This window comes from Micromonospora sp. NPDC047753 (assembly GCF_040642735.1).
Classification (GTDB): Bacteria; Actinomycetota; Actinomycetes; order Mycobacteriales; family Micromonosporaceae; genus Micromonospora.
This window is the reverse complement of sequence record NZ_JBEYSL010000070.1, coordinates 1-18461: the sequence shown is the minus strand read 5'-3', so window position 1 is coordinate 18461 and position 18461 is coordinate 1. Positions and strand designations below refer to the sequence as shown.

Sequence of the window (18461 nt, the reverse complement as noted above, 5' to 3'; positions counted from 1 at the left end):
TGGACGATGCGATGTCCAGTCTCGACACCGCGACCGAACACCGGATCACCGAGGCGGTTCTCGGGCACGCCGGGGGGCGTACCCGACTGGTGGTCGGGTTCGCGGCGATCGGCGAGGTGTTCGTCGGACCGGCGGCGGTCGGGGCGTTGGGTGGCCCACTTCCAGGCCCGGCGGAGTTCGCACCTGGCGCTGCGGTCGAGCCTGACCCAGCGTTCGAGCCGGGCGCGGCGTTCGGGCCATGCGCGGCGCTGAAACCAGGCGCCGCGCTCGAACTTGGCACAGCGGTCGAGCCAAATGTGTTCGCCCCTGACGCTGCGTTCGAGCCAGGCGCGGGGTTCGAGCCGGGCGCAGTGTTCGAGCCAGGCGCAGCGGTCGAGCCAGGCGCAGCGGTCGAGCCAGGCGCGGCATTCGAGCCGGCGGCATTCGAGCCAGGCGCGCTCGTCGGGCCTGCGGCAGTCGGGTTCGCGGCGGCGGGCGCGTCGGACGGGGCTGGCGGCGCGGCGGGTCGGGGCGGTGCGGTCTGCGGTGCGCGCGATGAGCCGGACAGCGACACGCCGCCGCGCTCGCCGGCCACCTCGCAGCGGATCTGCCAGCGCCCGCCCAACTCCTCGTAGAGCGCGTCGGTGAGCACCGCCGCGTGGTCGGCCATCATCTTGGCCAGCACTGTTGACTTCACCGTCAGCACCAGCGTGTCGCCGTCGAGTTCGCGGACCACCGCGTCGCGCATCAGGGCGGCGATCCGCTTGTTGGTCCGGTTGACCTTGCCGACCACGTCGGGCCAGACGCGACGTACCGCCACCGCGTCCAGCGCGGCGGCCGGTGCTCCGGGTCGGGGCGGCGCGGGCGTGGCCGGGTCGGGAAGTACCGCCGACGGTGGCACCACGCGACGCGGGGCCGGGCCGGCGGGCGAGACGGGTACGGCCTGGTCAGCGGTTGCCGGACCGGTCGACGCGCCGGGCGAGGCCGGGATCGGCGAGTCGGCCGGCGAGACGTACGAGGCCGGTGCGCCGGAGGTCGGAGCGGGTGCCTCGGTGACCGGAGCAGCCGGGGCGGGAGCGCCCTGGGCCGGGGACGCCGCCGGGTCGACGTCCCACGGCGGTGCCGAGGTGGGGGCGTTCGCGGGTGCCGGGGTGGCGGCAGCCGGGACCGGGGTGGCTGGCTGTGGGCGTACCCCTGGGTGGTTGGTTGGCGCGGAGCCGGCGGCGGCCGACGGCGCGTCGCCGCCGCCCAGGGTGAGCCGGCGTTCCATCCGTTCCAGGCGCTGGAGCAGGCCGCCGGTGGAGTCGTCCGCGCCGGGCAGCAGCATCCGGGCGCAGATCAGCTCCAGCAGCAGGCGGGGTGCTGTGGTGCCGCGCATCTCGACCAGGCCGTTGTGCACGATGTCGGCGCAGCGGGAGAGCGTTGCCGAGCCGAGCTGCGAGGCCTGGGCTGCCATCCGCTCGATCTGGTCGGCCGGGCCGTCGATCAGACCCTTCGCGGCGGCGTCCGGCACCTGCTGGATCACGATCAGGTCGCGCAGCCGTTCCAGCAGGTCGGAGGCGAACCGGCGCATGTCGTGCCCGGCCTCGGCGACCCGGTCGACGGTGGCGTACGCGGCCGCGCCGTCACCGGCGGCCAGCGCGTCGCACATCTCGTCGATCAGCGCCGAGTCGGTGACCCCGAGCAGCGCGACGGCCCGGGCGTAGCTGACTCCCTCCGCGCCGGCGCCGGCGATGAGCTGGTCGAGCACGGAGAGGCTGTCCCGCATGCTGCCGCCACCGGCGCGGACCACCAGCGGAAAGACCGCCGGCTCGACGGCGACGCCCTCGGCCTGGGTGAGCTGTTCCAGGTACGGGCGGACCACCTTCGGCGGAAACAGCCGGAACGGGTAGTGGTGGGTCCGCGACCGGATCGTGCCGAGGACCTTCTCCGGCTCGGTGGTGGCGAAGATGAACTTGACGTACTCCGGGGGCTCCTCGACCAGCTTGAGCAGGGCGTTGAAGCCCTGGGTCGAGACCATGTGCGCCTCGTCGATGATGTAGATCTTGAAGCGGCTGCTGGCCGGCGCGAAGAAGGCGCGCTCGCGCAGCTCGCGGGCGTCGTCGACACCGCCGTGGCTGGCCGCGTCGATCTCGATCACGTCGATCGAGCCGGCGCCGTCGGCGGCCAGCGAGCGGCAGGAGTCACACTTGCCGCACGGCTCGGGCGTGGGGCCCTGCTCACAGTTGAGCGAGCGGGCCATGATCCGGGCGCTGGTGGTCTTGCCGCAGCCACGGGGGCCGGAGAAGAGGTAGGCGTGGTTGAGCCGTCCGCTGCGCAGCGCCTGCGACAGCGGCTCGGTCACGTGCTCCTGACCGATGACCTCAGCGAAGGTACGCGGCCGGTACTTGCGGTAGAGCGCCAGCGTCACTCGTCCCGCCTCCTCTCGACCGAGCCATTCTGCGCCGGTCGGGCGCGGGTGACCACCCACCACCCCGGGCGCCTGGGCCTTCAGCCTTGATCGACCGGGCCGCCAGGGCTTGATCGACTCGGCTTCCTGGAAACCGCGGTGTCCGCATGGCCGGGACACCGCGACATCAGGGATGTCGAGTGGATCAACCGGCCCACAGACAAAAAGGCCTCCCGTGCACCCGGCAGAGCTCGCTTATCCTTGCTGCCTTCCGGCCCTGGGGAGGTTCACGAGATACCGCCGCACGGGAGGTGACGCCCAGCCTACCCGACCGCCTGTCGATCTTCAGGGGGTGGTGGGGTGGCCCGGCCGACACGGACCTGTATCCTGGCTCGCGGAGGATTCGCCTAGAGGCCTAGGGCGCACGCTTGGAAAGCGTGTTGGGTTTACACCCTCACGAGTTCGAATCTCGTATCCTCCGCTCGCCTGAGCAGCAGAAACGCCCGGCAGACCCTCACGGTCTGCCGGGCGTTGATGTCGCGGCCTCAGTTAGCTGGCACGGGCGCCCCGCCTAGTCGTCGTCAGGGTCCGCGTCGGCGCCTTGCTCGGCTGGTTCTTCCGTCGCCTGCCGCCAGATCAGCCCGCCGACTTCTCTGGCGATGGCCGACCCGAATGGAGTCGGTGGCATGCTGGCCACGGCCAGCCATCCCGGCAGTCGAAATTCCTACAGTCCCCGTTTCTGCGACTATTGTTCATCAATCTCGCTACCGGGATCCTGCCGCTCCACTGCAATAATCCGACGTTCAGAAAGGCGGATAACAGCTTCTCTGGAGCTACCGAGATGCCCGCCTTGCATTTCCATCTCCGTCGCCTCGTTCAATATCCCACCTGCCTCGGCGTCGGTCATTCGGGATCGTCGGAGCTCTTCTCGATGACGTTGCCATTCCATGATCAACCGAATGGTGCGTTCAAGGACCGCCATCCCGGCCAGTCCATATGCGATCGGAGCGTACGAGGTCGCTATCGATGTCAGCGCAGCCTCTACGGGACTTGCCAGTCGGACTCGATCTACAATAAGGCTCGGAACGATCTCGTCCTGGCGATTGGCTGTGCGCAACTCATCCTTGAGACGCTGCCAGGCCTCCGCATTGGCGGTCTCTTGATAAGCCGCGAATGAAGCTCCCCACAGAGTGTTGATGGCTCCGAAGTGCATGTAGAAATCGCGGACCGTTGGTCGCCCTAGATCAATTACCAGGAATAATGCGGGCGATTGGATCTCGACCGATGATGCCTGGAGTGCCATCCCGCGATTGAATCACAGTCGCTGGCAGGGGTGGCGGGAGGAGGAGGATCAAGGTCCCGACACCCGTCCGAATTCAGGATTTTGTAATGGTATGTCGAGCACATTCGCGAACGTCGTGCTCCCAGTTGGCCAACTGCTGCCCAGAAGTCCAACCAGCAACTCCATGGCTACCGGGCGATTGCCCTTCCTTCCACCTCCGCTCGGCTGAGCAGCACGACGGCCGCCTATGCCGGCCTCGCATGGGAGAACGTGCGCGGCGAGGCGTTGTCCCACTGGCAGTCGGTCCAACTCATCCAGGAAGTGGCGGAGTCATGGAGCTGAACGGCGCCCGGTGGCGCAAGAGCAGCCGCAGCAGCGGCAACGGCGGCAACTGCGTCGAGGTCGCCGACAACCTCCCCGGCGTCATCGGCGTACGGGATTCAAAGGACCCGACCGGTCCGGCGCTCGCCTTCGCGCCCACGGCCTGGCGCGCGTTCGTCAGCCAGCTCACCCGACGCACCTGACCTGCTCCCGGTCACACGCCCCACCGCGGCGAACAGGTCAGGACCCGTCGCGGAGATCTCCCAGACGCTCTGCCCGGAACGTGATCTCGTCGAAGGTCACGCTGCACCCCTGACCGGTCGGGGACTGGCCCGCGAAGCCGATCCGGTCGCGAGACGCGTCGGGGTCGAGGAGGAAGACGCGGATAAGCTGCCAGGTCTCACCGTCGACCGAGGCGTGGTACGCGTAGACCCCGTCGACTCGGGAGACTCGCAGCCACACCGACCGGTCGGGTACGACGAAGGCGTTCGCGTCGTCGGCGACGCCTCGGCAGATGACCGACACGATCATCGGTTCGCCCGCCGGGGAGAACTCGAAGCACAGCTTGGCCCAGCGCCGCTCGTCGAGCCACAGCAGGAGCACACCGGCATCGAAGGTGGCGGCGAAGTCCACGCTGACCCGGGCGCTGAACTGGAAGTCCCCCGTCGGCAGGTCCCCGATCAGCGTCGCGGCGTTGAGCGTCGACTCGGCGCTGACCGTGGTGGTTCCGGCCGCGTCGGCGACGCCGGTGCTGGGGTCGATGAAGATGTCCGTGAGCGGCTGCGCCTCGACCGCCACGGTGCCGGCCGCCTCGTCGACCCGCCACAGCTCGGCGGACGAGGGCACGAGCGGGAACGGCACACCGGGAACGCTCAGTTGACTGACCATGGCCAGGACCGTACAACGGTCGTCCTGCTCGCCGACGCCCACTGATCGAGCAGGGCCCGGCACGTCCTTTCTCCGGCCGGTACCGTCCCAGGCACCGACGACGGAGAGTCCCGTCGTACACATGTTCTATCCACAGGCTGTGGACGACCGGAGGTTCCATGGCTTACCAGCTCAGCGCGGTGATCGCGGACGTTGAGCTGCTCCGCGAGCAGACCGCCGGGCTGGATCACGCGGTCCTCGGCGGGCTGCGCCAGGACTTCGCGTTGCTGCCGGTCACCCCGCAGTTGGTGATCGAGCTGACCGGGTCGTTGCCGGATTTCGCCACTGACGACCGGAGCGCCGCGCGTCCGTTCGGCCTGGTGTTGTCGACGGCGCTGGTCGAGGTGCTGACCCGTTGGTCACAGTCGGGGCCGGTGGCCTATCTGGAGGCGGAGTTCGGTGGTGGGGTCGGCTACCAGTCGGCAGCGGTGTGGTTGGGCGGGGCGCTGTCCTGGGGCCCGTGCTTCGACGACGAGTTGAGCGCGCCGCGCGAGCAGTGGCCGATCAACGGCGCGCTGAGTCAGCTCGGCGTGGAGCCCGGCACCTGGATCGACAGGTTCGCCGAACTGGGGTTGCATCTGGAGCGAAGCACCGAGGGTTGGTTGGCGCACGGGCGGCGTCGACTCAGCGCCGACTACTGGGACGAGCTGGTCGAACAGTGGGAAAACCAGTAATCCGGCGTTCGGCAGCAACCTGAACGCTCCCGTTCCGTTGGGGGACTGGGGGATTCCATGAAATTGCGACAATTTGCGTTTATCGCCGCACTGTTGACGGCTGCCTCGATCGCGGGCAGCGGCGTACCGCCCACCAGGTCGATTCCGAACGGCCGGCCCGCCGGCAACGTGGAGATCATCGACCTGAACGGCCTCAGCAACATCGAATTCGGTGCCACCGAGGACGAGCTGACCCGACGCGGCATCCTGCGTACCAGCCTGGACGCCTGCGGGCCGATGCTCGCTGGCCACGACACGGTCAGCCCGGTCTTCGTGGAGGACAAACTCGTGCTGCTCTGGGTCGGCGACCCGATGCGGACACCGGAGGGCATAACGGCGGGTTCGCCCGTCGACGAGGTCTGGGACCGCTACCCGGAGGTCAGCCGATTGAGGGCTCCACAGGGGACACACCGACTCGACGGGCTGCTCGCCCGCAGCGGCGACCGCGCGTACCTGTTCCTGCACGACGGGCGCACGGTCCGAAAAACCATAGCCGGGTACGCGGACTGGGCCCGCCGCCTCTTCAACGAGGGGACGGGCCCGTGCTGAGTCGAGCTGCCCTGTCGAACCGCTCCGCTCCACGATGGATCGTCCCGGCCCCGACGGATCAGTCGTCGTTCAGCGGAGCAGCGACCGCCAGAAGTCGTACGAGTGGGCCGCCGCGAAGTCCGTCGCGCGCGATCCGCCGCCACCGGCGAACACCCGCACGTACGGAGCATCAGGGCGCAGTCGCGGCCAGCCCACCCGACCCGTCCGGGCGAAGTCGCTCCAGGTCCGCACCATCTCGTCGGAGAGCCGCCGCTGGGTCGGCGTGAGCGCCTCGGCATAGTCGACAGCGAACAGGTACGGCAGCTCGGCACAGTGGTACGCGCCGGTGGCGAACGTCGGTTCGGGTCCTTCGGTGAAGAACGGCGACTCCTCGTCGGCGAACTCGTACGCGAACGTCGGCACCCGCCGCGCGAAAGCCAACGCGGCGGAGTAGATCGGCTCGGCGTAGTCGTGATCGGTCAGCACCGCGCCCAACGTCACGCTGGCGGAATGTGCGGGGTCGCGCGGATAGCGGGCCAGCACCTGCCCCGCGTGGTCACCGAACATGGCGCGTACCTGGTCGCGGTACTGGTCGTCAGTGAGCGGGCACGACTCCGGCTCCTGGTCGGGCTTCGGCGGCTCCGGGCAGTTGAGCCCGACCCGTTCCATCCCCCACACCACGAGTCGGGACTCATCCCGGTTCATCCCGGTCAACACCGGCACCGGATGCAGCCTCCCGGTGCTCAGCGCGTCCGCCGGGTCCACCGGTAGCGTGCGACCGTCGACGACCGGGCCCAGGTCGACTCCCGCGCCGGGATAGCCGACCGTCTCGACCAGCCGGGCGGGGGTCCGTCCGCGCAGGCAGGCGGCGACCACAGCCGGGTCGGTGCAGCCGATCCTCCGCGCGAACTCCCGGGCCGCGTCAACCGCCTCGGCCCGGGTCTGGACCGGGTTGGTGCACGAGTTGCTCTGCATGATCGCGCGGTGGAACAGGCCAGCGGCGGCGGGCGCGGCGAGCTGCGCGCAGACGCTGGTCGCCCCGGCGGACTGGCCGAACACTGTGACGTTGCCCGGGTCGCCGCCGAAGGCCACCGCGTTGCGCCGCACCCAGCGCAGTGCGGCCTGCTGGTCCTGCAACCCGAAGTTGCCGGTGACTCCGTCCCGGCCGGCCAGCGCCGGATGCGCCAGGAAGCCGAGCGCGCCGAGCCGGTAGTTCAGAGTGACGACGATGACGTCACCACCGGCGGCCAACCGCTGCCCGCCGTGGCCGTCGCCACTGCCGAACCGGAAGTCGCCGCCGTGCAGCCACACCATGACCGGTCGTGGCGTTCGTGCAACCGAGCGCGGGGTGGTGACATTCAGGTAGAGGCAGTCCTCGGATTCGGAGGGTCTGTCCATCGGCAGCCCTTGCAGTTGGGCGCAGGTGGCACCGGGCCGGCTGGCGTCGCGTACTCCGGTCCATGTCGGACCGGGCTGCGGCGGTGCCCAGCGCAGCGCGCCCAGCGGCGGGCTCGCGTACGGGATGCCCTGGAACGAGCGGTGGTCCGCCGCGACGGTCCCCCGCACCGCGCCCTGGTCGGTCCGGACGACGGCCGCGCTCCGGCGGTCGTCGTTGGCCGCGGCCGGACCGACGGCCATCGCCGGACAGACGAGGACGACAACGCCCAATGTGACGGCCCATCGGGGGTACGAGACTCTCCTCATGCTCTTCCCATCTCGTCGACGCCGGTACGGCGTACGCACCGGGCTGCGTCGAGCATGTCGAGCTGGCAACCATCCGGACACGGAGCTCTAGTACGCCGCGACGGGCAGGACGGGGGCACTGGCTGGTGCTCTAGTGCGCTACGGTCGCCGCGAGGCGGACGGGAGGCGATCGTGGCGGAGTTCGACGAGGCCGCTCCTCCTTATCTACGCATCGTCGGGGAGTTGCGACGGCGCATCGTGGCAGGCGAGCTGGGTCCGGGCGATCGGGTGCCGTCCACCCGGCAGATCGTTCGGGAGTGGGGCGTCGCCATGGCGACCGCCAGCCGGGCGCTCACCGCGCTCCGCCAGGAGAATCTGGTCCGGGCGGTGCCGGGTGTGGGCATGGTGGTGACCGGCGCAGCGCCGAACACGCCGGGTCGGGCCGCCCCGTCCGCCGGTCGGCGGCTGCCCGTCCGAGGGTTGAACCGCGACCAGGTGGTGCGGACCGCCATGACGATCGCCGACGCCGAGGGGTTACCGGCGCTGAGCATGCGGCGCATCGCGCTGGAGTTGGACGTCCCCACCATGTCGCTGTACCGGCAGGTTCGGGGCAAGGAGCAGCTTCTCGTGCTGATGGCGGACGCGGCCTTCGCCACGCATCGGCTGCCGCGCACGTTCCCGCCCGGTTGGCGAGCCCAGCTGGAGTTGCTCAGCCGACTTCAGTGGTCGATCTACCGGCGGCATCCCTGGCTGGCCCAGGTCATCTCACTGACCCGCCCGCTGATGGCACCGCATGCCGTCGCGCACACCGAGTGGGCGCTGCGCGCTCTCGCCCGCCACGGCTTGGACCAGCACACCAAACTCCATCTGGTGGTCGTCCTGGCCAACCATGTTCGAGGCAGCGCCGTCAACCTGGAGCGGGAGGCCGAGGCGGAGCAGGACACCGGCCTGAGCGGTGACGAATGGATGACGGCTCAGGCCGACGTGTTCGGCGGACTGCTCGCGGCGGGCGAGTTTCCGCATCTGGCCCGGCTCAGCCGGACAGCGATCGACCTCGACGTCGAGAGCCTCTTCGAATTCGGCCTGCAACGACTCCTCGACGGGGTGGAGCAGCTGCTCGGACGGTGACGCTCAGACCGGGTCGGTGGCCCGCTCCGGTCGTTCACCGAGGCGCCCTCATATCCCTGACGCCAGAACGCCTCGACGCCGGCGGCGGAGAGTTCCGGTCGCTCGACTCGATCACGGTCGAGCACGTCGCCAAGACCTTCGACACCAACATCTACGGCACCATCTTCACCGTGCAGAAGGCCCTGCCGGCACCCCGGCGTTCAGCGTCTACGCGGCGTCCAAGGCGGCCATCCGCTCGTTCGGCCGCACCTGGGCCGCCGAGCTGATCGGCCGGAAGATCCGGGTCAACACCCTGGTGCCCGGCTCGACCGAGACCCCCGGGCTCGCCGGCCTCGCACCCAGCCCCGCCGAGGCCCCCGGGCTGCTGAAGACCATCGCCTCGGGCGTGCCCATGCAGCGCATGGCACACCCGGACGAGATCGCCAACGCCGCGCTCTTCCTCGCCTCCGACCAGAGCAGCTTCATGACCGGCGGCGAGTTGTTCGTCGACGGGCGGCGAGCAGCAGCTCTGACGCGAAAACGCCCGGTCGATCCTCGCGGATCGACCGGGCGTTTCTGCACTGCAGAGCGGTGGCGGAGGGATTTGAACCCTCGGAGGGCGTTAACCCTCACACGCTTTCGAGGCGTGCTCCTTAGGCCGCTCGGACACGCCACCGCCGACGAGGGTACAGGACCGCCGGTTCCGACGCCGAACCGGTATCGCCCCGGCCGGCCTGGCAGGATCTTTGCCATGAGTACGCACATCGGCGCGAAGCCGGGCGAGATCGCCGAGCGGGTCCTGATGCCGGGCGACCCCCTGCGGGCCAAGTGGATCGCGGAGACCTACCTCGAGGGCGCTACCTGCTACTCGACGGTTCGGGGCATGCTGGGTTTCACCGGCCGCTGGAACGGCGTCGAGGTTTCCGTCCAGGGCTCCGGCATGGGCATGCCGTCTGCCTCCATCTACGCCCACGAGCTGATCAACGAGTACGGCGTGAAGACGCTGATCCGGGTCGGCTCCTGTGGCGCCCTCAGCACGGACCTGCAACTGCGGGACGTGGTGGCCGCGATCGGGTCGTCCACCGACTCGAACATGAACCGGATGCGCTTCGACGGGCTGATCGACTACGCCCCGGTGGCCGACTTCGGGCTGCTGCGTACGTCGGTCGAGGTGGCCGAGCGGCGTGGCATCACCATGCACGTGGGGCCGATCCTTGCGGCGGACGCCTTCTACACCGACCGGCCGGACCTGTACGACACCCTCGCCGACTACGGCGTGCTGGCAGTGGAGATGGAGTCGGCGGCGCTCTACACGATCGCCGCCCGGTTCAAGGCCCGCGCGCTGACCGTGTTGACCGTCAGCGACCACATCAAGACCGGTGAGAAGACCACCTCGGAGGAGCGCGAGCAGACCTTCAGCCAGATGGTCGAGATCGCCCTCGACACGATCATCGCCTGACCTGTTCGGGCGGCAATACCGCGAAGAGCGTGATGACTGTGAGGCATCACGATGACTCACAGTCATCACGCTCTTTCGCATCAGACCGCCGGGGCGCAGAAAGTCAGACGGCGGCCAGTGCCTTCAGACGGCTGCCAGCGCCTCTCAGCGGAAGAACGCGCGCAGGACGGTGGCGGTCTCGGCCTCCAGCACCCCGCCGTAGACCTCGGGGCGGTGGTTGAGCCGACGGTCCCGCAGCACGTCCCAGAGCGATCCGGCAGCGCCGGTCTTGGGCTCCCAGGCACCGAACACGACCGTGGAGACCCGGGCCAGTACCAGCGCCCCGGCGCACATGGTGCACGGTTCGAGGGTCACCACCAGGGTGCAGCCGTCCAGCCGCCACCGACCGGTGCGCTCGGCGCCCCGGCGCAGGGCCAGCACCTCGGCGTGGGCGGTGGGGTCACCGGTCAGCTCGCGCTCGTTGCGTCCGGTGGCCAATTCGGTGCCGTCCGGCCCGTAGAGCACCGCCCCCACCGGCACGTCGTCGACGTCGGTGCTGACCGTGTCGTCGACGGGCGGACCGGCGACGGCCACCTCCAGGGCACGGCGCATCCACAGCTCGTGCCGCTGTCGTCGGCCGACCTCGCCCAGGTCGGCCAGGCCCTCGTGCGCGCCGGGCCCGGCGCGGCGCACCGCGCCGGGGGTCGGCTGGCCCGGTCGGATCGACTCCAGCGACGGATCGGTGGCATCGGCCGGCTCAGACCTCACGCAGCTCCTCGACCTCGTCGGCGCAGCCGAGCACCTGGCAGATCTCGACGGTGACGTCCGCCGGCATCATCCCCTCGTGGGTGCAGAGGGTCAGCAGCTTCTGCGCGGAGATACCCAGGTTGGCCAGCAGGTCGGCGTCGCCGACCGGATCGGCCTCCGGGTCGACGACGGGCTGCTCGGTCTCCTCGTCACCGGTGCTCACCGGGCGTGGCTCGTCGTCGCCGTCGAGCCCCGTGACCGAGGTCTTCAGGTCACCGACCAGCAGCGACCCGAGCTGCGACTCCTCCGCGTACGCGGAGTCCGAACCGAAGACCCGCAGGTCCTCGCCCTCGTCGAGGCGCAGGATCACCAGGTAGGCGTCGTCGGCCTCGACGAAGAGCAGCGACACGTCGGCCTCCAGGTCGACGTCACGCAGCCGGTCGGCAACCTCGTCGATGTCGGTGGCGCCACGCAGGCTGACCTCGGCGGCAGTCCAGCCACTGTCGTCGCGCACCACGGCCGCAGCGAAGTACGACACGGTCCCCCCAATAGCCTCGACACAGCGTCGACTCGTTACGCGTGCACGTTAGCCGGTCGGGTCGGCAGGCGACCCGTCAACGCCCCGAAGGGCGGGTCATTCCTGACAAAGTCGAATCAGCCGACCACTCGACGGCGGGTGGCGATGAGCTGGCGCAGACGCTCGGTGCGCTGCCGCTGCGGTCGGCTGCGCTGGCGGACCGCCCGGGCGCCCGCCAACTCGGCCAGCAACTGCAGTCGACGGCGATTGCGATCGGGATCCTGCCGGGGAGTGGTCCAGGCCATAGTTGCGAGCGTGCCGAGTCTCGGCGGCCACGTCAAGACGGCGTTCGCTACGCAGCCAACCGGGCACACGGTGCAGTCACCGAACACCGTTTCGGGGCCCGTCCGCGCCGGTCACCACAGCGGCCAGTCACCACTGGTGGCCCAGCGGACCGCCACCACTGCTGCGGCGATGCTCCAACCACCCGCCGTGACGATGGCGACCCCGGTCGCCACCCCTCGGTCGCCGAAGCGCACCAGCACCAGGGCGGTGGCCCAGGCCAGCAGGCCGGCGAACACCGTCCACCACGCGTAGCTGGCCACATCGGTGCCGAGCAGGCCGAACAGCAGCAGCCACCCGGCCGCCGCGCCGCCTCCGGCGGCGACACCACCGCCGGTGACCGGGTGCGGCTCGCGATAGGTGGGCCGTGGCGGTGGCCCGGAGGGGAAGAGACCCGACGGGGTACGCGGAACCGGGCGGGCGGCACCGAAATCCGGGCCAGGTTCGGGTCGGGCAATGGTCACCGTCGCTGCCCTCCCTCACGCGTGCCGCTCGTGCCCACGGTACCGGCTCTGCCAGGATGACCGGATGTCCTCGCCGACGATCAGCCGCCGCGCTCGTCCGGCGTACCCGATCCTGCTGTTGCTCGCCCCGGTGTTGGCCGCCGGCTGCGCGACCACCCGGCCGGGGGTGCCCGACGGCGCCGCGCCGACGCCACAGTCGGTCTGGGCGACCGCCGACCAGCCGGCGTCGCAGCCGCCCCCGCCGGCGGCGAGCGACCCGAGCTCCCCGGCGCCGTCGTCGGCCAGGCCGTCGGCGGCGGCACCCCGCACCGGGCTGAAGCATGTCTTTCCGGTACGCGCCGACAACGTCGACTACCACCCGACGCACGGGGCGTACCCGGCGACGGACCTCTTCGCCGACTGCGGCGAGCCGTTCGTGGCGGTGACCGACGGGACGGTGCTGGAGGTGAGCCGAGTGGACCGGTACCGCAAGCGTGGGCCGCAGGGCCCGGACAACGGTGGCCTGTCGGTCGCCCTGCTCGGGGACGACGGGGTGCGCTACTACGGCTCGCACCTGAGCGTCGTGACCGGCGGAGTCGACGCCGGGGTGCGGGTCCGCGCCGGGCAGCAGCTCGGCAAGGTGGGCCGTACGGGCAACGCGAACAACGTGTGTCATGTGCACTTCGGCATCTCGCCGGCGTGCGCGGGCAAGGACGGCTGGTGGATCCGGCGCGGGGTGATCTGGCCGGCGCGTTACCTGGACTCCTGGCGGCGCGGCGGCAACCGGGAGCCGGCCACCGAGGTCACCGCGTGGCAACGCAAGCGCGGTTGCCCGAAGGCGCCCTGACATGGCTCGCGCGAGAGACCCCATCGCCGACCTGCGCCGGATCGCCTTCCTGTTGGAACGGGCGAACGAGGCCACCTACCGGGTACGCGCGTTCCGGTCGGCGGCGAAGGCGCTGGCCGGCCTGCCTGCGGCCGAGCTGACCGAACGGGTCGGCAACGGCACGCTCACCGAACTGGCCGGGGTCGGTGACGTCACGGCCCGTTGCGTGGCGGAGTCCCTCGCCGGTGAGGAACCTGTCTACCTCCGCCGTCTGGTGGCGACCGAGGGCAGCGACCTGGACGCCGAGGCCACGGCGCTCCGCGCCGCCCTGCGCGGCGACTGCCACACCCACTCGGACTGGTCCGACGGCGGCTCACCCATCGAGGAGATGGCGTTGGCCGCTGTGGAGTTGGGCCACGAGTACCTGGTGCTGACCGACCACTCGCCCCGGCTGACGGTGGCCCGCGGGCTGACCGCGGAGCGGCTGCGCCGGCAGCTCGACCATGTAGCGCAGGTGAACGCGGCGCTGCCCGAGGGATTCCGGATCCTCACCGGGATCGAGGTGGACATCCTCGCCGACGGTTCCCTGGATCAGGACGACGACCTGTTGGCGCGGCTCGACGTGGTGGTCGGGTCGGTGCACAGCGGCCTGAAGGACGAGCGGTCGAAGATGACCCGGCGCATGCTGAAGGCGGTCGCCAATCCGCACCTGGACATCCTCGGGCACGTCACCGGCCGGATGGTGTCGTCCCGCCCGGCCGGGGTGACCGGTCCGGGCGATCGGGGGCACCGCGCGCGGACCAGGGCGGAGAGCGACTTCGACGCGGACGCGGTCTTCGCCGCCTGCGCCGAGCACGACACCGCCGTCGAGATCAACTCTCGGCCGGAGCGGCAGGACCCGCCGAAGCGCCTGATCCGTCGCGCCCTGGAGGCCGGCTGCCGGTTCGCCATCAACACCGACGCGCACGCGCCCGGCCAACTCGACTGGCAACGGTTCGGCTGTGAACGCGCCGCCCTCTGCGGCGTCCCCGCCGACCGCGTGATCAACACCTGGTCGGCGGAGCAACTGGTGACCTGGACGCACACCCGCACCTGACTCCCGGCGCTGATCGAAACTGTGGTCGGTCAGCTGCGGGCGGGCTCGGCGGCGGGCGTGGCGGGAGCGCCGACGCCGACCACCGGGCTGCTCCGCCGACGACTGAACATCCCCTGCGAGACCGCGACCCCGAGCAGCACGATCAGCGCGCCGACCGGCTGGTGCCAGTTGAGTCGTTCGTCGAGCGCCAGCGCACCGATCAGCACCGCGAAGATCGGGACCAGGTACGTGACAGTGGACGCGGTGCTCGCGCCGGCCAGCCGGATGTTGCGCATGTTGATCACGAACGCGAGCCCGGTGCCGAGCGCGCCGAGGGTCAGCACACTTGCCACCACCCCCGCCGACAGCTCGGTGGGCAGTGGCGGCAGGCCGGCGACGAAGGGAGCGACGATGGCCAACTGTGCGGCCGCGAGCAGCAGTTGCGCGGTGGAGAGCGACAGGCCTGAGTACGCGCTGTCGGCGACGAACCGCTTCTGGTACGGGATGGCCACGCCGTAGCAGGCCGCCGCACCGAAGCACATGAGCTGCCCCGTGAAGTGCGCCCCGCCGATGCCCTCCCAGACCCCGAGCACCACCAGCACCCCGACGAAGCCCAGCCCGAGCCCGACCGCACGGCGCACCGTGAGCCGCTCGGTGCGGAAGACCAGCACCGCAAGCGGCAGCACGATCAACGGCGTGGTGGCGTTCCAGATGCCGGCCAGCATCGACTCGACCCGCTGCTCGCCGTAGCCGAAGAGGGTGAACGGCACGGCCACGCCGAAGGCGGCGACGACGGTCAGGTGCGCCCAGACCCGGGGCTCGTGGGGCAGCCGGTCGCGCAGCACGGCGAGGACCACCAGCAGGGTCAACGCGCCGGCGACGACCCGGTAGAGGGTGAGTTGGACCGGGTGCAGCTCGGCCACCCCGACCTTGATGAAGAGAAAGCTGGAACCCCAGATCGCGGCGAGGGCGACAAAGCCGGGCAGCCAGGCGCGCAGCGGCGCTTTGTCAGGAGTGGTATCGGTGGTCACCCCTGACACTCTGCCGCAACCGAACGACAAAGTCGCGCGCCTTTCGGCAGTCACGCCGTGCCTGAACCCGCAGCTCCAACACGACAAACGTCGGCGACACGGGGGGTGGGGTGGTCACGTAGGGTCGCAGCGTGGGACGAATTGATGAACTCGCCAACCGCTACGTGGCCGAGTGGGCGCCGTTGAGCCCCACCGGAGCGACCTTCGTCGGCATCGCCGGCCATGACGACCAGCTCGACGACCTCTCGCCCGACGGCTACGGTGCGCGCGCGGACCTCACCCGCCGGACCCTGGCCGAGCTGGAGGTGACCGAGCCGGAGAACGAATCGGAACGGACCGCCAAGGAGGCCATGCAGGAGCGGCTCGGCCTGGACCTTGCCAGGTACGACGCCGGTGAGGTGACCAGCGAGGTCAGCGTGATCACCAGCGGGCTGCACGAGATCCGCATGGTGTTCGACCTGATGCCCACCGCGACCAGCGACGAGAAGGCCAACATCGCCGCCCGGCTCAACGGCTTCGGTGCCGCGCTGGAGGGCTACAAGACCACGCTGCGGGAAGCGCTCGCCGCCGGTGAGGTCAGCTCAAAGGTGCAGTTGGTCGAGGTGGCCAAGCAGTGCGACATCTGGGTCGACCCGACCGGTGACAACTTCTTCCACGGGCTGGTCGAGCGGCTCGGGGCGGAGGGCACGCTCGGGGCGGAACTGCGCCGGGGTGCGGCGGCGGCGACCGCGGCGACCGCCGAGTTCGGCCAGTTCCTGCGTACCGAGATGGCCCCGCACGGGCGGGACAAGCAGGCCGCCGGTCGCGAGCGCTACGAGCTCGCCTCGCAGTACTTCCTCGGCGCCAAGGTCGACCTGGACGAGACGTACGCCTGGGGCTTCGCCGAGCTGGCCCGCCTGGAGGCGGAGATGCAGGTCGTGGCGGGGCGCATCGCCGGCTCCGGTGCCACCGTCGACGAGGCCGTGACCAAGTTGGACGCCGACCCGGCCCGGACCATCCAGGGCAAGGAGGCATTCCGGGACTGGATGCAGGCACTGGCCGACAAGGCGATCACCGAGCTGCACGGCACCCACTTCGACATCCCCGAGCAGGTCCGCCGCATCGAGTGCTGCCTCGCCCCGACCAGCGACGGTGCCATCTACTACACCGGCCCGAGCGAGGACTTCTCCCGCCCGGGTCGGATGTGGTGGGCGGTGCCGCAGGGCATCAGCGACTTCTCCACCTGGCGAGAGGTGACAACGGTCTACCACGAGGGCGTGCCGGGTCACCATCTCCAGGTGGCGCAGACCGCCGTCCGGGCCGACCTGCTCAACCGTTGGCAGCGGCTGCTCTGCTGGGTCTCCGGGCACGGTGAGGGCTGGGCGCTCTACTCGGAGCGGCTGATGGACGAGTTGGGCTACCTGGAGGATCCGGGCGACAAGCTGGGCATGCTCGACGGCCAGGCGATGCGTGCGGCACGGGTCATCGTGGACATCGGCATGCACCTGGAGCTGGAGATCCCGAAGGACAATCCGTTCGGTTTCCACCCGGGCGAGCGGTGGACGCCCGAGCTGGGCTGGGAGTTCATGCGGGCGCACTGCCGGGTTCCGGACGAGAACCTGCGCTTCGAGCTGAACCGTTACCTGGGTTGGCCGGGGCAGGCGCCGTCGTACAAGGTGGGTGAGCGGATCTGGCTCCAGGCCCGCGAGGACGCCAAGGCCCGCAAGGGCGCCGATTTCGACCTGCGGGAGTTCCACCGGCAGGCGTTGGACCTGGGTGCCCTGGGTCTCGACCCGCTGCGTCGGGCGCTGGCCCGGCTCTGAGTCGCTGATGGCTCCGGGCGCTGGCGGCTCGTCGTACCGCCAGCACCCGGAGCCATCGGGGCGGGTGTCGTTCAGCCGAGGGCCAGCGCCAACGACGGCCGGGCGGTCAGCGTGTCACTGGTGACGTACGCCAGATCCATCACCGGGTCGCTGAACGTGATCGAGATCGGCAGGGTGACCGGGATCCCGTCCGGCAACGGCAGGTCCGGGGTCAGGGTGAGCTTGATGCCGAGCAGCTTGCCGACGAACCGGGTGGAGTAGAAGGCCACGTCACCGCGGACGGTCAGCCGGTCGGTCTTGTATCGCTGGGTGCGACCGTCGGGGCCGTCGGCGACCAGCAGGAAGTCGTCGGTCACCGCCTCCCGCATGCTGAACTTCAGCACCTTGAGGCTGCCCTTCTCGGTCTGCAGCTCGGTGGTCCCGTCGAACCGCAGCCCGGTCATGGTGACCTTGGAGCCGGTGAGCTTGGACGGCATCTGGCCCACCATTGGCAGATTCGGGTCGGCCGCGATGCGGGGCAGCGGCTTGCCCGGCTCCGCTTTGTCTGGCTTGTCGGGTGTCGTGGCCCCGGGCTTGCCTGACCCGCCCGGGTTCGGTGACGGGCAGGCCGTGGACCCGGGACGGGCCGTCGGCGTGACTGTCGGCTTCGCCGACGGGCTGGCGGTCGGGGTAGCCGACGGCGTCGCGGTCTTCTCGTTGCGTCCACCGGTGAACAGGTCCCCGATCTCGTCCAGGATGTCGGTGATGATGTTGCCGTCCCGCTCCGGGCTGGCGCTCGGTGTCGGGGTCGGCGTCCTGGTGGTGGGAGTGGTGGGCGACGGCGTGCCGGACCGGGACGGGGTCGGGCAGGCGGTCGCGGCGGGTCGGGTCGGTGCGGCCTGCACCGCTCTGGGCTGGGTGGCCAGGCCGGCCGCGGCGAGGCCCAGCACCAGCAGTGCGACTCCGAACACCCGAGGATCAGCAGAACGTCCCGGCCACTCGGGGGGTGCGCCCGCGTCGGTCGGCGGGCGGTCCATCAGTTCGCCGGACGCGTCGGCCTGCACGCCTCCGATCCGCTCCGTGTCGAGCCGCTCGACTCCGCGTTGCTCCGCGCCAGGCTGATCCGTGCCGTGCTGATCCGCCTCGGCCTGATCCGCATCGACCTGTTCGGCGTCGACCTGTTCGGCGTCGGACAGGTCGGCGTCGGACAGGTCGGCGTCGGACAGGTCGGCGTCGGGCAGGCCGCCATGAAGGCGGGTATCGCCACGATCTACCAGGAGCTCGACCTCGTCGAGGACCTGTCGGTGGCGGAGAACGCGTTCCTCGGGCACG

Annotated in this window: 18 protein-coding genes, 2 tRNA genes, 1 other RNA gene and 3 pseudogenes; 12 read left to right on the top strand and 12 right to left on the bottom strand. The window is 70.4% G+C overall.

From position 1 onward, the window contains the following. Together ABZ749_RS09070 and ffs are read right to left on the bottom strand one after the other, a co-directional pair. Positions 1–2389, bottom strand: a 2389-nt coding sequence (locus ABZ749_RS09070) for a DNA polymerase III subunit gamma and tau (RefSeq protein WP_357224757.1), incomplete at its 3' end; no start/stop codon positions are given. 203 nt (positions 2390–2592) lie between these two features. Beyond that, positions 2593–2682: signal recognition particle sRNA small type (gene ffs / locus ABZ749_RS09065), an RNA gene on the bottom strand. Positions 2683–2764: 82 nt separating this feature from the next. On the opposite strand from ffs, the gene ABZ749_RS09060 reads away from it, so the two are divergent. Next, positions 2765–2849, top strand: a tRNA-Ser gene (locus ABZ749_RS09060). Positions 2850–3113: 264 nt separating this feature from the next. Here the strand turns inward: ABZ749_RS09060 and ABZ749_RS09055 are convergent. Then, a complete protein-coding gene (locus ABZ749_RS09055; RefSeq protein WP_357224753.1) occupies positions 3114–3671 on the bottom strand; it encodes a hypothetical protein in 558 nt (185 codons plus the stop codon). Positions 3672–3911: 240 nt separating this feature from the next. Here ABZ749_RS09055 and ABZ749_RS09050 point away from each other — a divergent pair. Together ABZ749_RS09050 and ABZ749_RS09045 are read left to right on the top strand one after the other, a co-directional pair. After that, positions 3912–3992 (top strand): annotated as a pseudogene (locus ABZ749_RS09050) (XRE family transcriptional regulator); the annotation flags it as partial. Continuing rightward, a complete protein-coding gene (locus ABZ749_RS09045) occupies positions 3983–4174 on the top strand; it encodes a DUF397 domain-containing protein (RefSeq protein WP_357224749.1) in 192 nt (63 codons plus the stop codon). The pseudogene ABZ749_RS09050 and the gene ABZ749_RS09045, both read left to right, overlap by 10 nt. A gap of 37 nt (positions 4175–4211) precedes the next feature. On the opposite strand, the gene ABZ749_RS09040 is transcribed toward ABZ749_RS09045, so the two are convergent. Next, complete coding sequence (locus ABZ749_RS09040) at positions 4212–4859, bottom strand: DUF1349 domain-containing protein (protein ID WP_357224746.1); 648 nt, start codon at positions 4857–4859, stop codon at positions 4212–4214. A 158-nt stretch (positions 4860–5017) separates the two neighbouring features. On the opposite strand from ABZ749_RS09040, the gene ABZ749_RS09035 reads away from it, so the two are divergent. Then, a complete protein-coding gene (locus ABZ749_RS09035) occupies positions 5018–5572 on the top strand; it encodes a hypothetical protein (RefSeq protein ID WP_357224741.1) in 555 nt (184 codons plus the stop codon). Positions 5573–5629: 57 nt separating this feature from the next. Beyond that, positions 5630–6160, top strand: a complete 531-nt coding sequence (locus ABZ749_RS09030) for a hypothetical protein (protein ID WP_357224738.1) — start codon at positions 5630–5632, stop codon at positions 6158–6160. Positions 6161–6229: 69 nt separating this feature from the next. On the opposite strand, the gene ABZ749_RS09025 is transcribed toward ABZ749_RS09030, so the two are convergent. Then, the gene (locus ABZ749_RS09025; protein ID WP_357224734.1) at positions 6230–7777 is read right to left on the bottom strand and encodes a carboxylesterase family protein; all 1548 of its coding nucleotides are present in this window, start codon (positions 7775–7777) and stop codon (positions 6230–6232) included. A gap of 237 nt (positions 7778–8014) precedes the next feature. Here ABZ749_RS09025 and ABZ749_RS09020 point away from each other — a divergent pair, with 237 nt between their 5' ends. Together ABZ749_RS09020 and ABZ749_RS09015 are read left to right on the top strand one after the other, a co-directional pair. Continuing rightward, positions 8015–8950: a TetR/AcrR family transcriptional regulator C-terminal domain-containing protein gene (locus ABZ749_RS09020; RefSeq protein ID WP_357224732.1), complete on the top strand. Its 936-nt coding sequence runs from the start codon at positions 8015–8017 to the stop codon at positions 8948–8950. 16 nt (positions 8951–8966) lie between these two features. Continuing rightward, positions 8967–9383: pseudogene (locus tag ABZ749_RS09015) on the top strand (SDR family oxidoreductase); the annotation flags it as partial. Positions 9384–9518: 135 nt separating this feature from the next. Here ABZ749_RS09015 and ABZ749_RS09010 read toward each other — a convergent pair. Further along, positions 9519–9605: transfer RNA gene (locus ABZ749_RS09010), tRNA-Ser, on the bottom strand. A gap of 75 nt (positions 9606–9680) precedes the next feature. Here ABZ749_RS09010 and deoD point away from each other — a divergent pair. Then, positions 9681–10388 carry a purine-nucleoside phosphorylase gene (gene deoD / locus ABZ749_RS09005; protein ID WP_074315244.1) on the top strand — a complete coding sequence of 236 codons (708 nt, stop codon included), beginning with the start codon at positions 9681–9683 and terminating at the stop codon, positions 10386–10388. A gap of 144 nt (positions 10389–10532) precedes the next feature. On the opposite strand, the gene ABZ749_RS09000 is transcribed toward deoD, so the two are convergent. From ABZ749_RS09000 to ABZ749_RS08985, 4 genes are all read right to left on the bottom strand, one after another. Next, positions 10533–10979, bottom strand: coding sequence for a nucleoside deaminase (locus ABZ749_RS09000; RefSeq protein WP_208648837.1), 447 nt, complete (start codon positions 10977–10979; stop codon positions 10533–10535). Between the two features lie 145 nt (positions 10980–11124). Then, positions 11125–11652, bottom strand: a complete 528-nt coding sequence (locus ABZ749_RS08995; RefSeq protein WP_355006056.1) for a tRNA adenosine deaminase-associated protein — start codon at positions 11650–11652, stop codon at positions 11125–11127. Positions 11653–11768: 116 nt separating this feature from the next. Continuing rightward, entirely contained in the window at positions 11769–11936 is a 168-nt protein-coding gene (locus ABZ749_RS08990; protein ID WP_167362451.1) for a hypothetical protein, read from the bottom strand. Between the two features lie 111 nt (positions 11937–12047). Further along, entirely contained in the window at positions 12048–12437 is a 390-nt protein-coding gene (locus ABZ749_RS08985) for a hypothetical protein (protein ID WP_357224728.1), read from the bottom strand. Between the two features lie 64 nt (positions 12438–12501). On the opposite strand from ABZ749_RS08985, the gene ABZ749_RS08980 reads away from it, so the two are divergent. After that, positions 12502–13263 (top strand): M23 family metallopeptidase, encoded by a 762-nt coding sequence (locus ABZ749_RS08980; RefSeq protein ID WP_357224725.1) that lies wholly within the window; start codon positions 12502–12504, stop codon positions 13261–13263. Position 13264: 1 nt separating this feature from the next. Beyond that, on the top strand, positions 13265–14338 hold the full coding sequence (locus ABZ749_RS08975) for a PHP domain-containing protein (RefSeq protein ID WP_357224722.1): 1074 nt from the start codon (positions 13265–13267) through the stop codon (positions 14336–14338). Here the strand turns inward: ABZ749_RS08975 and ABZ749_RS08970 are convergent. After that, positions 14221–15348: pseudogene (locus tag ABZ749_RS08970) on the bottom strand (DMT family transporter); the annotation flags it as partial. The gene ABZ749_RS08975 and the pseudogene ABZ749_RS08970 sit on opposite strands and share 118 nt — an antisense overlap. A 131-nt stretch (positions 15349–15479) precedes the next feature. Between ABZ749_RS08970 and ABZ749_RS08965 the strand changes: the two are divergent. After that, a complete protein-coding gene (locus ABZ749_RS08965) occupies positions 15480–17150 on the top strand; it encodes a DUF885 domain-containing protein (protein ID WP_357224718.1) in 1671 nt (556 codons plus the stop codon). Between the two features lie 71 nt (positions 17151–17221). Here ABZ749_RS08965 and ABZ749_RS08960 read toward each other — a convergent pair whose 3' ends face one another. Then, on the bottom strand, positions 17222–18100 hold the full coding sequence (locus ABZ749_RS08960) for a hypothetical protein (protein ID WP_357224713.1): 879 nt from the start codon (positions 18098–18100) through the stop codon (positions 17222–17224). A gap of 159 nt (positions 18101–18259) precedes the next feature. On the opposite strand from ABZ749_RS08960, the gene ABZ749_RS08955 reads away from it, so the two are divergent. Then, positions 18260–18461: hypothetical protein (locus ABZ749_RS08955; protein ID WP_357224765.1), on the top strand; the 202-nt coding region annotated here is incomplete at its 3' end.